The organism is Flavobacterium ardleyense, assembly GCF_042686085.1.
GTDB classification, from domain to species: domain Bacteria; phylum Bacteroidota; class Bacteroidia; order Flavobacteriales; family Flavobacteriaceae; genus Flavobacterium; species Flavobacterium ardleyense.
The window spans coordinates 120,703-138,023 of sequence record NZ_JBHUOL010000010.1 but is presented as its reverse complement, the minus strand read 5'-3'; the positions used below and the strand labels follow the sequence as shown (position 1 = coordinate 138,023).

10 protein-coding genes are annotated in these 17,321 nt (G+C 34.5%); 6 read left to right on the top strand and 4 right to left on the bottom strand.

The window, feature by feature from the left end; all coding sequences use genetic code 11:
- The first annotated feature begins 288 nt into the window (after positions 1–288).
- The 4 genes from gyrB (at position 289) to ACFSX9_RS04495 (ending at position 7,211) form a co-directional block, all read left to right on the top strand.
- Entirely contained in the window at positions 289–2,229 is a 1,941-nt protein-coding gene (gyrB, locus tag ACFSX9_RS04510) for a DNA topoisomerase (ATP-hydrolyzing) subunit B (protein WP_379804957.1), read from the top strand.
- Between the two features lie 279 nt (positions 2,230–2,508).
- Entirely contained in the window at positions 2,509–3,441 is a 933-nt protein-coding gene (locus tag ACFSX9_RS04505) for a malate dehydrogenase (RefSeq protein WP_379804954.1), read from the top strand.
- 289 nt (positions 3,442–3,730) lie between these two features.
- On the top strand, positions 3,731–6,658 hold the full coding sequence (secDF, locus tag ACFSX9_RS04500) for a protein translocase subunit SecDF (protein ID WP_379804952.1): 2,928 nt from the start codon (positions 3,731–3,733) through the stop codon (positions 6,656–6,658).
- Positions 6,659–6,740: 82 nt separating this feature from the next.
- Positions 6,741–7,211, top strand: coding sequence for a gliding motility lipoprotein GldH family protein (locus ACFSX9_RS04495; protein WP_379804949.1), 471 nt, complete (start codon positions 6,741–6,743; stop codon positions 7,209–7,211).
- Positions 7,212–7,317: 106 nt separating this feature from the next.
- Here the strand turns inward: ACFSX9_RS04495 and lgt are convergent, their stop codons facing one another.
- From lgt to folE, 4 genes are all read right to left on the bottom strand, one after another.
- Positions 7,318–8,274, bottom strand: coding sequence for a prolipoprotein diacylglyceryl transferase (gene lgt, locus ACFSX9_RS04490; protein WP_379804946.1), 957 nt, complete (start codon positions 8,272–8,274; stop codon positions 7,318–7,320).
- A 141-nt stretch (positions 8,275–8,415) separates the two neighbouring features.
- The gene (yidD, locus tag ACFSX9_RS04485; protein WP_379804943.1) at positions 8,416–8,673 is read right to left on the bottom strand and encodes a membrane protein insertion efficiency factor YidD; all 258 of its coding nucleotides are present in this window, start codon (positions 8,671–8,673) and stop codon (positions 8,416–8,418) included.
- Positions 8,674–8,725: 52 nt separating this feature from the next.
- Complete coding sequence (gene cysS / locus ACFSX9_RS04480; protein ID WP_379804940.1) at positions 8,726–10,216, bottom strand: cysteine--tRNA ligase; 1,491 nt, start codon at positions 10,214–10,216, stop codon at positions 8,726–8,728.
- 315 nt (positions 10,217–10,531) lie between these two features.
- Positions 10,532–11,203 carry a GTP cyclohydrolase I FolE gene (gene folE / locus ACFSX9_RS04475; protein ID WP_379804938.1) on the bottom strand — a complete coding sequence of 224 codons (672 nt, stop codon included), beginning with the start codon at positions 11,201–11,203 and terminating at the stop codon, positions 10,532–10,534.
- A 182-nt stretch (positions 11,204–11,385) separates the two neighbouring features.
- Here folE and ACFSX9_RS04470 point away from each other — a divergent pair, with 182 nt between their 5' ends.
- Positions 11,386–11,799, top strand: coding sequence for a hypothetical protein (locus ACFSX9_RS04470; protein ID WP_379804935.1), 414 nt, complete (start codon positions 11,386–11,388; stop codon positions 11,797–11,799).
- Between the two features lie 6 nt (positions 11,800–11,805).
- A complete protein-coding gene (locus ACFSX9_RS04465) occupies positions 11,806–17,223 on the top strand; it encodes a T9SS type B sorting domain-containing protein (protein ID WP_379804932.1) in 5,418 nt (1,805 codons plus the stop codon).
- Positions 17,224–17,321: the final 98 nt, after the last annotated feature.

Here is a 17,321-nt window from a genome sequence, read left to right as displayed (position 1 = left end):
TTTTAAATTTTCGGTAAAAGGACTATTGTACTTAAAATCTCAAATTATTACTAATTTTTCGAGTTCATTAAACCGCTTTTAAGGGACTTTATAAATAATTGAATTTAAACAAAAGGCTAAACGAGCTAAAACTCGATATTAGCCTTTTTTTATCGCATTTGCGCCACTTTTAAGAAATTAACAAATGTTGATAACTTCAAGCGATTTTAAGGTGCTTTTTAGCTATTTTCTTTTTTAAATGGCTATATTTGTGTGTTTAACAGAAAAGTCGTTTAAGATTTAATAAATATGAGTGAAGAAATAAACAAAGGTGGCTATTCCGCGGATAGTATACAGGCCTTAGAAGGAATGGAGCACGTTAGAATGCGTCCTTCGATGTATATTGGTGATACAGGTACAAGAGGTTTGCATCATTTAGTATATGAAGTAGTAGATAACTCAATTGACGAAGCTTTAGCAGGTCATTGTGATACTATTCTTGTGGCTATTAATGAGGACAATTCCGTTTCTGTAGAAGATAATGGACGTGGTATTCCTGTTGACCTTCATAAAAAAGAAGGCGTTTCAGCACTTCAAGTTGTAATGACTAAAATTGGTGCTGGAGGTAAATTCGACAAAGATTCTTATAAGGTTTCTGGAGGATTGCACGGTGTTGGTGTTTCGTGTGTAAATGCACTTTCTGATCATTTAAGAGCTACGGTTTTTAAAGACGGAAAAATTTACGAACAAGAATACGAAAAAGGAAAAGCATTATATCCTGTTAAACAAATAGGGGAAACAGATAAAAGAGGAACATTAGTTACTTTTAGACCAGACCCTACTATTTTTACACAAACATTAGAATATGCTTACGATACATTAGCAGCTCGTTTACGCGAACTTTCTTTCTTGAATAAAGGATTAAGAATCATTTTGACAGACAAGAGAGATATTGATGAAAAAGGAGAAGTTAGAGTCGAAACATTCTATTCAGAAGAAGGATTGAAAGAATTTATCAAGTTTTTAGATGGAAATCGTGTGCCTATTATTGGTGATGTAATTTCTATGGAACTTGAAAAAGGAGATATTCCAGTTGAAGTAGCGCTTATCTATAATGAAAGTTATACGGAAAACATTTTTTCTTATGTAAATAATATCAACACACACGAAGGAGGAACGCACTTGCAAGGTTTCCGTATGGGTTTAACTCGTACGCTTAAGAAATATGCAGATTCTTCTGGATTGTTAGATAAATTAAAATTCGAAATTTCTGGAGATGACTTCCGTGAAGGTTTAACGGCTATTATTTCGGTAAAAGTACAAGAACCTCAATTTGAAGGTCAAACTAAAACTAAATTAGGAAATAGAGAAGTAGTTTCTCCAGTTTCTCAATCAGTTTCAGAAATGTTAGAAAATTATTTGGAAGAAAATCCAAATGATGCAAGAATTATAGTTCAAAAAGTAATTTTGGCTGCTCAAGCACGTCACGCTGCTAAAAAAGCACGTGAAATGGTGCAGCGTAAAACCGTTATGGGTGGCGGTGGATTACCAGGAAAACTATCAGATTGTTCAGAACAAGATCCAGCAAGATGCGAAATTTTCCTTGTAGAGGGAGATTCGGCGGGTGGAACTGCTAAACAAGGTCGTGATAGAGCTTTCCAAGCTATTCTACCATTACGTGGTAAGATTTTGAATGTTGAAAAAGCAATGCAACATAAAGTTTTTGAAAACGAAGAAATCCGAAATATCTTTACTGCACTTGGTGTTACAATCGGTACAGAGGAAGATAGTAAAGCTCTAAACTTAGCAAAATTACGTTACCATAAAGTAGTGATTATGTGTGATGCCGATGTCGATGGTTCTCACATTTCAACATTAATTTTGACTTTCTTCTTCCGTTATATGAAGGAGTTAATCGAAAATGGTCACGTTTATATTGCAACTCCTCCTTTATATTTAGTTAAAAAAGGAAACAAAAAAGAATACGCTTGGAATGATGATCAACGTGATTCTGCCAATGCAAGAATGGGAGGAAGCGCAGGAATCCAGCGTTATAAAGGTCTTGGGGAAATGAACGCAGAACAATTGTGGGACACAACATTAAATCCTGATTTCAGAACGCTTCGTAAAATAACTATTGATAGTTTAGCAGAAGCAGATCGAGTTTTCTCTATGTTAATGGGCGATGAGGTTCCACCACGTAGAGAATTTATTGAGAAAAATGCATCTTACGCAAAAATTGATGCGTAATTCAAATTTTAAAATAGGATTGTTTAGTGCTTTCTTTTTATTGCAAAAAGGAATGCGTCAAGCTGTCTCAAAATTATAACCAAAAGGGTGTCTGTTTTCAGATGCCCTTTTGTATTCTAAAAGTATAAACTGAATCAATATAATTTTTTAAATGGATAGTAAATAACCAATTTTTTTATCTAATTTTTAAATGCTTTTTGGTAAATTTGTACTCGAAAATAATAGAATACAAAAAATAAGATTTAATCTGAATTTAATAATTTTAACATACACAATAAAATGAAAGTAACTATAGTTGGTGCGGGTAACGTTGGTGCAACATGCGCAGACGTTATTTCGTACAGAGAAATTGCAAGTGAAGTAGTATTAGTCGATATCAAAGAAGGTTTTGCTGAAGGTAAAGCTATGGATATCATGCAATGTGCTACAACAACTGTTTTTAACACACAAGTAACCGGAACAACTGGAGATTATTCTAAAACAGCAGGAAGTGATGTAGTTGTAATTACATCAGGAATTCCAAGAAAACCAGGAATGACTCGTGAAGAATTAATTGGAATTAACGCAGGAATCGTTAAATCGGTTGCTGAGAACATTTTAGTTCATTCGCCAGAAGCAATTATTGTAGTAGTGTCTAATCCAATGGATACAATGACTTACTTAACATTAAAAGCTACAGGTTTACCTAAAAATAGAGTAATTGGAATGGGTGGGGCTTTAGATAGCTCACGTTTCAAATATTTCTTATCAAAAGCTTTAGATAAACCAAGTAATGATGTACAAGGAATGGTTATTGGTGGTCATGGAGATACAACTATGATTCCATTAACACGTTTAGCATCTTACAATGGAGCACCAGTTTCTAATTATTTATCTCAAGAAGAATTAGATAAAGTTGCTGCCTCTACAATGGTTGGTGGAGCTACTTTAACAGGATTGTTAGGAACATCTGCTTGGTATGCACCAGGAGCTTCTGTTGCTTATTTAGTAGATAGCATTTTAAATAATCAAAAACGCATGATTGCTTGTTCAGTTTTCTTAGAAGGCGAATATGGACAAGAAGATATTTGCATGGGAGTTCCATGTATTATCGGAAGAAATGGTGTAGAAGAAATCATCGATGTCAAATTAAATGATACTGAAAAAGCGGCTTTTGCAAAATCAGCAGAAGCAGTTAGAGCTATGAATGCCGATTTAAAATCAGTGTTGTAATAGTAGGGAAATTCATACTGAAACTGTCAAGAAATTGGCAGTTTTTTTTTGAACCTAATCCCGCTTTTCATTACAAGCTTTTATTGTAAAAATAAGGTTTTAGCAACAAAAAACGAGCTTCTTAGGTCGCTGTTTTTCATTGTAAAAGCTATATATTTTTAACAATTAAAAGGCTTTTCATTACAATCAGGGGTATAATGGAATTTTAATCAAAATAAAATTGCTATTTCCTATTGTAAATTATATATTTGTCCGTTTTTATAAAATAAGAATAATAAATTATAGACTAATGCAGAATAGAGGACTTATTAAATTTTTCGCAATTATCTTTGCTTTGGTATGTGTGTACCAACTTTCATTCACCTTTGCAGCAAACGGCATATTAAATGACGCTAAAGCATTTGCAAAAGGAGATTCCAAAAAAGAATTACAGTACTTAGACTCTTTAAAAAGAGAAAAAGTATTTCTTGGAAAAACATACAAAGAAGTAACCGATAATCAAATCAATAAGGGTCTTGACCTTGAAGGAGGATTAAACGTAATTCTTCAAATTTCGGTTAAAGACATTCTAAAAGGATTGGCAAACGAAACAAAAAATCCAGCTTTCAACAAAGCACTTGCTGATGCAAAAGTAAATCAACAAGGAAATCAGGATTTTATCGATGCATTTTTTGACGAAGCTGATAAAGCGAATTTAAAATTAGCAGACGTAGATGTTTTTAGAAATAAAAATCTTGATGGTGTTATAAAAATAGGAATGACTAACAAACAAGTTCAACCTATTATTAAACTAAAAGTTAATGAGTCTGTTGAAAGTGCTTTTAAAGTACTAAGAGAGCGTATTGACCAGTTTGGTGTTACGCAACCAAATATTCAATTATTAGGAAACTCAGGAAGAATCTTGGTAGAATTACCAGGAGCTAAAGATGTAGATAAAATTAAAAAAATCTTACAAACTTCAGCACAATTAGAGTTTTGGATTGCACATACAGATTCTGATGCATTCGGATACTTAATTGAGATTAACGAAGCATTAAAGAAAACAGAAATAGTTAAAAAAGAAGCGCCAGTTAAAACAACAGGTATTGATTCTTTATTAGTTGACAAAGCAGATTCTTCTGCAGTTGTAAATCCACTTTTCGATAAATTACAGCCTTTATCGCAACAACCAGTTGGTTCGCCAGTTATTGGTATTGCTAAAGTAAAAGATACAGCGCTTATCAATTCTTACTTTAAAAGAAGCGATATTAAAGCAATGCAACCAAGTAACTTAACACATTCTAGATTCGTTTGGGAAAAAGCAGATGAAAAAAACCCAGAATTTACACGTTTATATTTATTAAAAGGTGATGCTTCTGGCAAACCGGCATTGTCTGGTGATATGATCACTAATACAAGAGCTGAAGCTGACGAATTTGGAAAACAAGGAGTTAGCATGAATATGAACACTTACGGAACACGTGAGTGGGAAAAATTGACTAGTAAAGTTGCAAAAGAACAAGGATTCATTGCTATTGTAATGGATAACAAGGTTTATTCTGCACCACAAGTTAATGAACCAATTACTGGAGGAAGTTCTAGAATCTCAGGTAGTTTTACTATTGAAGACGCACAAGATTTAACAAAAATATTAGGAGCAGGTAAATTACCAGCAAGAGCAGAAATTGTTCAATCAGAATTAGTAGGTCCATCTTTAGGACAAGAAGCAATCAATAACGGATTAATTTCTTTCGTTTTAGGTTTCTCTTTAGTATTGTTGTGGATGGTAGTTTATTACGGAAAAGCTGGTTTCTACGCTAACTTGGCTTTGTTAGTGAACATCTTATTTATATTTGGTGCATTAGCAAGTTTTGGAGCAGTATTAACATTGCCTGGTATTGCGGGTATTGTATTAACAATTGGTATGGCGGTAGATGCCAACGTAATTATCTTTGAAAGAGCAAAAGAAGAATTAGATAACGGAAGAACAGTTCAAGAAGCTACAGACTATGCATTTACATGGAAAGGAGCATTATCTTCAATTGTTGATGCTAACGTCACTACTGCTTTAACAGCAATCATTTTATTAGTATTTGGTACAGGACCAATTAAAGGTTTCGCAACTACTTTATTAATTGGTATTATTACTTCTGTGTTTACAGCGGTTTTCGTAACAAGAATGATCTTAGATTATAGTTTATCTCGTAATGAGAAATTAACATTCTCTACTACATTAACTAAGAACTGGTTTAAAAATTTAAATTTTGACTTCTTAGGGAAAAAGAAAATTACGTACACTATTTCTGCAATCTTAGTTGTTTTAAGTATAGTTTCTTTAGTTACTAAAGGATTGAATCCAGGAATTGACTTCGTAGGTGGTAGAACATACCAAGTACGTTTTGACAAGGCTGTTGTTTCAGATGATGTAACAAAAGATTTAAGTGCTGTTTTTGGTGAAGCAGGAGCAGAGGTTAAAAAATTTGGTACAGACAACCAATTAAAAATCACTACAAAATATAAAGTTGACGAAGAAGGTGATGGAGTGGATAGAGAAGTTAACGAAAAATTATTTGAAGGTTTAAAGAAAAACTTACCAGCTAATTTGACTTATGAGCAGTTTGCTAATTTATACGACGGAAAAACTGTAGGTATTTTATCTTCAGCTAAAGTAACTGGAACAGTTTCTAAGGATATTAAAACGAACTCTTTATGGGCAGTTATGGGATCTTTACTAGTTGTATTCATTTACTTAATGGTTACATTCCGCAAATGGCAATTTGGATTTGCTGCAGTAATAGCAGTAACACATGATATTATTATTGTATTGGGTATTTTCTCATTCTTCTACAACTTTTTACCTTTCAACATGGAATTAGACCAAGCATTTATTGCTGCAATCTTAACTGTAATTGGATATTCATTGAATGACACGGTAATTGTATTTGATAGAGTACGTGAATATTTAAATTATAATTCATCACCAGATTTTAAAGGATTAGTGAACAAAGCGTTGAACACTACATTATCTAGAACAGTGAATACTTCTGCTACAACTTTAGTTGTACTAGTTTCAATCTTCATCTTAGGTGGAGAAACTATTAGAGGATTTGTATTCGCTATTTTAGTAGGTATTTTAGTAGGAACTTATTCATCGCTATTCGTTGCAACACCATTAATGGCAGATGCAATTGGTGAAGAAGAAGGTCGTAAAATGGCTGAATTCAAGAAAGAAGACTAAACACTTTTTTATATAGTTTTAAAAAGTCCTGATTTTCATCAGGACTTTTTTTATATATTTATAATTCTAAAACGTTATGAATATGAAATCTAAATTTATTTTTGTTTGTATGCTGTGTTTGTTTCAATTGTGTAATACAAATGAAATCTATAATTCCTTTGATCGTGATTTTGAAGACAATCGCTGGGCTATAACAAACGAAAGAGTATCAGAGTATACAAATACAAATAGGGACGCTAAGGTGTTGCTAAAATTACATTTTGGACACATTTATGGCTATCAGTTTGAATCGATTCCTTTAGAAGTTGTAATCATTTCACCAAGTGGAAAAACTGAAATCATTCCTGTTGATTTAAAGTTAAAAGATGCTGCAGGAAAAGAACTTGGAGATTGTTCAGGTGACATTTGCGATGTGTATTTCCAAATCAAACCCAACTTCAAACCGGAAATAGGAAAGTATACTTTCAGAATTAAAAACAATTTTAACGGACCTTATTTACCAAATGTCTTAGGAATAGGAATAAGTATCGAAGATCAAAAGAAAAAGGAATAAAAGAACACAAAAAAAGCGATTAGAATTTCTAATCGCTTTTTTGTATAAATAGCTAATGTGGTTTTTCGTAAAATAACATCACATTGACTTTAAGATTTGTAATTTTCTAAAGTGAAGGCTTAACTTCCTTTGCTTTCAGTACAAAGTAGAAGCCTATAATTATAAATGGAATACTTAACCATTGTCCTGTCGATAGAGCGTTAAATATCGGATACTTTTCGAATCCACCTTGACTATCTTTAAAGAACTCAACTACAAAGCGAATTGTCCATAACAAAATTAAAAACAATCCAAATAAGTAACCAGGTTTGTTTCTTGCTTCGGTTTTCCAATATAAAAACATCAAAATACCAAATACAAAAACATAACATATTGCTTCATATAACTGTGCTGGGTATCTATATGGAAATGTGTCTAAAATAGTTTTAAATTGTGGATCATTTGCCACAGCAGTAAAAGCTTGGTGCGCATCTTGAAGTTGCGTTTGTGCTTTTATAGCGGGTTCACCTAATGGGCCATTATAATCTTCACCTCTAATAAACTTCATCGCTAAAAAACTATCTGGCGAAGTTACTTTACCAATGATTTCAGAGTTGACAAAATTTCCCAAACGAATAAAAATCGCACCTAAAGAAACTGGAATTACAATACGATCTAAAATCCATAAAAAGGAACGTTTTATCACTCTTTTCTGAATATAAAACATGGTTAAAATAATTCCTATTGCTGCGCCATGACTCGCTAATCCTGCAAAACCAGTGAAATGCAATGTTGGTCTTGTACTAATAGGTAAGATAATACTTAAAGGATCTTCGTAAAATAATTCAGATTGGTAAAAAAGAACGTGTCCTAATCTTGCACCTAACATTGTAGCAACAAGCGTATAAACGAAAAGCTTATCTAACGAATCTACGGACTCGTGTTCTCTAATAAAAATAGGTTTGATTACGTACCAACCTAATCCAAAGGCTAACACCCAAGATAAACTGTAAAAACGTAACATAAAAAAACCAAAATCAATTCCTTCAGAAGGATTCCAAACCATATTTAGAGCGTAAATCATAAGTGTTTATTCTATTTAAAAAAGTAAAAATAAATATTATTATCCGGAATGTTGTTAATATTGTCCAAAGAAATTTTTCAATTGCAAAGTCACGTTCAACTATAGCAAAACTTGGAAGGACTAGGTTTATTGTTTTAATAATTAAGGAACCGGATCATAACCGGTTTTTCCCCAAGGATTACAACTTGCAATACGTTTAATCGAGAGCCATCCTCCCTTAAATAATCCGTGTTTTTGCAATGCTTGAAGTGTGTAAGTTGAGCATGTCGGCTCATATCTACAAGTAGCTGGTGTAAAAGGTGAAATCCCTACCTGATAAAATCGCACCAATAAAACCAATGGAAAAACGATCCATTGTTTTAGAGATTTTGGTTTTATAGAAGCGCTGGTTTTACACATATATTCTTACTTTACATCATAAAAAAATCTCCGTAAAGAGATTTTTTATTTATTATACTGAAAATGTTGTTCCTTCTTTTCCGTCTTTCAACTGAATACCAATGGCTAACAATTCATCTCTAATTTGGTCAGACATAGCGAAATCTTTATTAGCTCTTGCTTGATTACGCATGCCAATTAACATTTCAACTACACCATTTAATTTCTCGGTTGCATCTGAACTTCCACTAACTGTATTTTCATTTCGCAATCCTAAAACATCAAACAAGAAACCACTTAGTGTAGCTTCCAAAAGTTGAATATCTTCGGCAGTTAAAGTTTCTTTGTTGTCATATACAATATTAATAAAACGAGAACCCTCAAACAATTGTGCAATTAAAATTGGTGTATTAAAATCGTCATTCATCGCATCATAACAACTTTGTCTCCAAGCCTTAATGTCTAAAGAAGAAGTTGCACTTGCAGTTAGGTTTGAAATCAATTTGTAAGCTTCCATCAAACGATTAAAACCTTTTTCACTTGCTACCATCGCGTCATTAGAAATATCTAAAACACTGCGATAATGGGCTTGCGAAAAACAAAAACGAACGATATTTGGAGCAAAAGCTTTCTCGAAAAAAGTATTTTCTCCAGTAACTAATTCCATTGGAAGAATATAATTACCAGTCGATTTACTCATGCGTAAACCATTCATTGTCAGCATATTTGTGTGCATCCAGTAATTTACTGGAGTATGTCCGTTGCACGCTTTTCCTTGTGCTACTTCACATTCATGATGTGGAAATTTTAAATCCATTCCGCCACCGTGAATATCAAATTTTTCACCTAAGTATTTCGTACTCATGGCAGTACATTCTAAATGCCAACCTGGAAATCCTTCACCCCAAGGCGAGTTCCAACGCATAATATGTGCCGGAGAAGCATTTTTCCAAAGTGCAAAATCTTGTGGATTTTTCTTTTCACTTTGACCGTCTAAATCTCTTGTATTGGCAAATAATTCTTCAACATTTCTATTGCTTAGTTCGCCATAATTTAATCCTTTTGCATTGTAAGCAAACACATCAAAATATACCGAACCGTTACTTTCGTAAGCAAAACCATCAGCAATTAACTTTTCCGTCAATTCTATTTGCTCTAAAATATGTCCGGTTGCGGTCGGTTCAATCGTTGGTGGTAAAAAATTAAATGTATCTAAAACCTTATGAAAATCCACAGTATATTTCTGTACAATTTCCATGGGTTCTAATTTTTCCAAACGAGATTGCTTCACAAAACGGTCATTATCCACGTCACCGTCATCAGTTAAATGCCCAGCATCTGTAATATTTCTTACGTAACGAACATTGTAACCTAGATATTTTAAATATCTGAAAATAACATCAAAACTCATAAAAGTTCGCACATTACCTAGGTGCACATTGCTGTAAACCGTAGGCCCACAAACATACATCCCAATATTTCCCTCATGAATAGGAGTAAAGGTTGATTTCTCACTCGAAAGTGTGTTGTAGATTTTTAACGCTTGATTTTTATATAATTCCATGTTTTTTTATTTTATTGTGCTGAATTTATTTCAGTATTTTTGAAGCCAATCCTGCTATCCACTACAATTCCTCGCATAAAAATTTGTTTTTCTATGCTTTAAAAAGTGCTTCTTTGGTCGCATTTTTAAAACAACAAAAACTAAATTTTTCTTGCTCCGGGCTTTTCATTCCTATCAGGGCTAATTCAGTAGGCAGTGGTCAGTCTCAGTTTTCAGTTTTCAGTTTTCAGTTTTCAGTGGCAATATTCAGTAAAAAGATTATTTTCATGCTGAATTTATTTCAGCATCTAATTCAATTTATAACCTACAACCTACTTAAAACTTCGTGTCTAATTGAATATAATTCAAGAATTCTTTTCTTGTAATATCTTCTTTAAATTTCCCGCCAAATTCAGCAGTAACCGTGCTACTTTCGATATCTCTAATTCCTCTTGAGTTTACACATAAATGTTTAGCGTCAATTACACAAGCTACGTCATCCGTACCTAATACTTTTTGCAATTCTTGTACAATTTGAATCGTTAAACGTTCCTGTACTTGTGGTCTTTTTGAGAAATAATCAACAATACGATTCATTTTTGATAAACCTACAACTGTTCCTTTAGATATATAAGCCACGTGAGCACGACCTACAATCGGCAATAAATGGTGTTCACAAGTAGAATACACAACAATGTTTTTCTCAACAAGCATTTCGTTGTACTTGTATTTGTTGTCAAATGTTGAAGAACTTGGTTTTTTCGCTGGATTTAATCCACCAAAAATTTCTTTCACAAACATTTTCGCTACTCGGTTTGGAGTACCTTTTAAGCTGTCGTCCGTTAAATCTAAACCAAGTGTGTTTAGTATTTTTTCAACATCTTTTTTTATCAATTCAATTTTTTCTTCGTCAGAAATCACAAAAGCATCAGCTCGCATTGGTGTTTCAGCACTTGTTGCAACATGATTATTTCCTAATTCGTCCTGAAAATCCTCGTTTTGTATCATGGGTATCAATTAAATTACTAGCATTTTTTAATGAATGCAAAGATAATTAATAAACTTTTAATAAGTATTGATAATCAATTAACTTTTATTAAATCTTTCTATATGTTAATTATTAAATAAATATTTGTTAATTATAATTTTTTGTTAAATTTGCTTATCAAACCATACTTATAAACTACATAATGAAAAAATTATTACAATTTCTTGTTGTATTGATAACAATTTCTGGTTTTTCTCAAGAAAAATTAGATTTGAAAAATCCATACCTAAAAGCGGTTAAAATTGAAAAAATCGACAACTCAAAATTTGATTATATTAATGATGCTAAAATCTCGTGGGACTTCTCTTCAGTAGATTTAAAAAATAAAGAAGTTATTATAGAAGTATATTCCATTTACGATTGTTTTAACGGAGAAAACGCAAATGATTTTAAATCTCAGTTTTCAATATTAAATAAAGATAACTTTTCAGTAAAAGGATCTTATCAATTAAATCACTTCGAAGTAATGGCTAAATGCTTTAAATATAGAGTTGTGGTGAAAGAAGTCAATAAAGAGCAAGCATCAGATTGGTCTTATTTTATGTTTTTAAAATAAAGAGCTATGAAGAAATTAATACTGTTATTTTTATTTATATCTGCTTTCTCATTTTCACAGTCATCTACTTGTGAAAATGCTGCAGCAATGTGTTCGGGTAATCAGGGACCTTTCCCTAATAATACTGGAGTTGTAAGCCCAGGATCTGTCGGGTGTTTAGGTTCTACACCAAATCCCGCTTGGTTTTATTTACAAGTTGGTCAATCAGGGAATATTGATTTTATACTATCTCAGACCACTAGCGGTGGTTCTCCTCTTGATGTGGATTTTATTCTTTGGGGTCCATTTAACACACCATATAACTGTAATAATTTATATGGCTATACTCCAGGTTACACAGGGCCTAGCAATGTTGTTGATTGTAGTTATTCAGCTTCAGGAACCGAAGATGTAAATATTACAAACGCAGTTGCTGGTCAGTTTTATATGCTATTGGTTACTAATTTTAGTGGTCAAGTTGGTTCTTACAGCTTAATTCAAAATGGTGGAGCGGGTGCTTTAAGCTGTGAAATTGTTTGTGGAGTTGATTTAGGAAAAGATGAGTTATTCTGTTCTACAACTATTACAGATTATACGATTACTGCAACTTTTAATCAAGCTCCTACGACGGCGGGAACTCCAACTTACTCATGGTTTTTTAATGGTGTTCCTTTTACTACTACTACTGTTAATTCATTAAATGTAAATCAAGCTGGTACTTGGTCTGTAGAAGTTACTAGACCAGGATGTTCGGATCTCGCTACAGATAGTATAGTCATAGCATTTTCAGTACCACCTAATGTAGTACCGCCACCATCACCTATTCCTATTGGTTGCGGTCCTTATGATTTAACTTCATTAATCCCTGCTATGGTGGCACCTTTATCGCCTGCAGATTTTGTCGTTTATTTTTATGAAAATGTCACGGATTCTTGGAATGGTTCTTCAAATTTTATCGCAGATCCTGCTAATTATAGCCCAACAGCATCTATAGAGATTTATATTCGCATCGAAAATTTAGGTAATCCAGTTTGTAATGATGTTGGTAATTCTGTTTTTCTAGATTACAGCTGTTCAACAGTTTCAGTTCCCACTATCACAACAACTGCACCAACATGTACAGTAGATGGTAGTAGTGTTATATTAAATTACGACGCAGCTTTAATTTATACATTTACACCAGTTGGTCCTACAGTAGGAGCAGGTGGTGTAATTAGTGGAATGATACTAGGAACTGATTATACAGTAACAGCTAATGATGGGACTACAACCTCAGGAGCGTCAGTCCCCTTTAGTAATGTTGCGCAGTTGTCAATTCCAGTGCAGTCAATAATTACTACTACGGCAGCTACTTGTGCAGCAGACGGTGTTTCTACTATCACAAATTACGATGGAGCTTTAACATATGTATTTACACCAGCGGGTCCAACAGTAGGTGTTGCAGGATTAATTTCTGACATGATTGTCGGGACAAGTTATACAGTTGTTGCCGATAACGGAAGCTGTTCATCAGTTGACTCAGCAGCGTTCAGTAACGATTTAATGTTGGTAACCCCAGCGGTTCCAGCAATTACATCTGTAACGCCTACTTGTTTAGCGGATGGTACTAGTACTATTTCTAACTATGATGTTGCAAATATTTATACATTTACACCAGCTGGTCCTACTGTAGGAGCGGGTGGATTAATTTCTGGGATGACATTAGGAACAGATTACACTGTTACGTCAGCAAACGCAACATGTACTTCGGTTGCTTCTGTATTATTCAATAATGGAGCACAATTGTCAATTCCGGTGCAACCGATAGTTGCTACTACGACAGCTACTTGTGCATCAGACGGTATTTCTACTATCACAAATTACGACGGAGCTTTAACATATGTATTTACACCAGCAGGTCCAACAGTAGGTGTTGCAGGATTAATTTCTGACATTACTATAGGGACAAGTTATACAGTTGTTGCCGATAACGGAAGCTGTTCATCAGTTGCCTCAGCAACTTTCAGTAATGAATTAATGTTGGTAACTCCAGCGGTTCCAACAATTGCATCTGTCCTTCCTACATGTTTAGCGGATGGTACTAGTACTATTTCTAACTATGACGTTGCAAATACTTATACATTCACACCAGCTGGTCCTACAGTAGGAGCTGGCGGATTAATTTCCGGGATGACATTAGGAACAGATTATACTGTTACTTCAGCAAATGCAACATGTACTTCGGTTGCTTCTGCATTATTTAGTAATGGAACAATGTTAGTAACTCCAGTGCAACCAACAGTTGCTACTACGGCAACTAGTTGTGCATCAGACGGTGTTTCTACTATCACAAATTACGACGGAGCTTTAACGTATGTATTTACACCAGCAGGTCCAACAGTAGGTGTTGCAGGATTAATTTCTAGCATGACTGCAGGTACAAGTTATACGGTTGTTGCCGATAATGGAAGCTGTTCATCAGTTGCCTCAGCGGCGTTCAGTAATGATTTAATGTTAGTAACTCCAGCAATTCCAACAATTGCATCTTTCTTGCCTACTTGTTTAGCGGAGGGTACTAGTACTATTTCTAACTATGATGTTGCAAATACTTATGCATTTACACCAGCTGGACCTACAATTGGAGCGGGTGGATTAATTTCCGGAATGACATTAGGAACAGATTATACTGTTACTTCAGCAAATGCAACATGTACTTCGGTTGCTTCTGCATTATTTAGTAATGGAACAATGTTAGTTACTCCAGTGCAACCAACAGTTGCTACTACAGCAGCCACTTGTGCATCAGACGGTGTTTCTACTATCACAAATTACGACGGAGCTTTAACGTATGTATTTACACCAGCAGGTCCAACAGTAGGTGTTGCAGGATTAATTTCTAGCATGACTGCAGGTACAAGTTATACGGTTGTTGCCGATAACGGAAGTTGTTCATCAGTTGACTCAGCAACTTTCAGTAATGATTTAATGTTGGTAACTCCAGCGGTTCCAACAATTGCATCTGTCCTTCCTACTTGTTTAGCGGATGGTACTAGTACTATTTCTAACTATGATGTTGCAAATACTTTTGCATTTACACCAGCTGGACCTACAATTGGAGCGGGTGGATTAATTTCCGGAATGACATTAGGAACAGATTATACTGTTACTTCAGCAAATGCAACATGTACTTCGGTTGCTTCTGCATTATTTAGTAATGGAACAATGTTAGTTACTCCAGTGCAACCAACAGTTGCTACTACAGCAGCCACTTGTGCATCAGACGGTGTTTCTACGATCACAAATTACGACGGAGCTTTAACATATGTATTTACACCAGCAGGTCCAACAGTAGGTGTTGCAGGATTAATTTCTGACATGACTATAGGGACAAGTTATACAGTTGTTGCCGATAACGGAAGCTGTTCATCAGTTGCCTCATTAGCGTTCAGTAATGATTTCATGTTGGTAACTCCAGCGGTTCCAACAATTGCATCTGTCCTTCCTACATGTTTAGCGGATGGTACTAGTACTATTTCTAACTATGACGTTGCAAATATTTACACATTCACACCAGCTGGTCCTACAGTAGGAGCTGGAGGGTTAATTTCCGGTATGGCATTAGGCACAAATTATACTGTTACTTCAGCAAACGCAACATGTACTTCAGTTGCTTCTGCATTATTTAGTAATGGTGCTGGACTTATTCCTGTACTACCAACCTTTACACAAATTCAACCTATCTGTCAAGGTATTGCTGTAGTATTACCTACAAGAAGTAATAATGGTATAGTAGGAACATGGAGCCCATTATTTAATGAAAATGCTTCTACCACTTATACTTTTACACCAGCTACAGGAGAATGTGGAACAACAACGCAAATGACAGTGCAAGTTATCGCACGCCCAGAAGTAATCATAGCTTCGCCAAGTACTTCTTATTGTTCTGGTGCTACTACTAACATTACTTTAACTAGTACAGTTCCTGGAACTACATTTACTTGGAGCGCAATTTCATCTAATTTAGATAGCGCTTTAATAATTAATGGCAATGGGGATACAATCACACAAACATTAAATTTAGATAATGACTTAAGTGGTGGTTTTGTTACTTATACGATTACTCCTTTAGCTAATAGCTGTTCAGGAACACCGAAAGTAATAACTATTTATGTTAATCCAACGCCAATAATGACTGCCGACCCAGCACTAAGTGATATTTGTTCAGGCAATGCAACTCTAATTGATTTCTCTAGTAATATTTCAGGAGTTACTTATACTTGGACATCCACGGCTACGGGAGTAACAGGAGCAAGTAATGCAGGTGGTACAAAAATTAACGACGTATTAACTTCTGCAGATGCTACCACAGGTGGATTTGTCATTTATACTATTACACCTTCATTAAACGGATGTATTGGATTACCAGTAACTGTGCAAGTAACTGTGAAACCACGTCCGGAATTCTTCGGAGCAATACCTACCACTGAAATTTGTACGGGCGATCCTCTAAATATTAATTTAAGTGCTTCAATTGCAGGAACTGTATTTGAGTGGACTGTCTTTAGTAGTACGAATGTAACAGGAGCAAATGCTGGTTCAGGAGTTGCTATCACTGATAGTTTAATAGCTTCGACAGTACAAGGAACGGTAATTTACACTGTTACTCCAGCATTGAACGGCTGTACTGGCGCAGCAATTACCGTGACGGTAGTTGTAAATCCATTGCCAAAACCAACTTTAGAAGATGGTACAATATGTGTTAATGAAACAACAGGTGTGGCTTTTCAATTTTATACATTGGATACCGGCTTAGCAACCACTGGCTATAGTTTTGATTGGTTTTTAGATGGTGTATTAATTCCAGGTGCAAACCAGCCAACTTATACAGCAAATGAGGTGGGAATCTACTCTGTAGTTATAACCAACACAACAACTACTTGCAAGTCCGAAGAAGTATTTGCAACGGTTGACTTTGTATATCCAGCTAGTTCACTAACAACAATTGTTACCAATGCTTTTAGTAATAATGCCACTATTATAGCAACAGTAGTAGGTGGAACAGGTTCGTTACTCTATCAATTAGATCAAGGGGAATTACAGGAATCAAATATATTTGAAGGCGTAAGCTCTGGACCACATACAATCACCGTAATTGATACACAAGGTTGTACCTTCTTGACTGAAGATGTTTTAGTAATAGGTTTTCCGAACTATTTCACACCAAATGGTGACGGAGTCAACGATACTTGGAATGTTATCGGCTTAGAAGATCAAGACAACGCAGTGGTATTTATATATGATAGATATGGCAAACTACTCAAGAAAATTCGTCCAGCAGATCAATTAGGATGGGACGGTTTATATAACGGTAGCAAATTGCCTTCAACAGATTACTGGTTCACTGTCGATTATTTAGAAAATGGATCGAGTAAACAATTTAAAGCCCATTTCTCTTTAATAAGATAATTTATAAAATTTAGAATTTAACAAAAGCGATACTTTAACTAGTATCGCTTTATTTTATGTGGTACATACTAAATCATTAAAAAATCCGCCACAAAAAA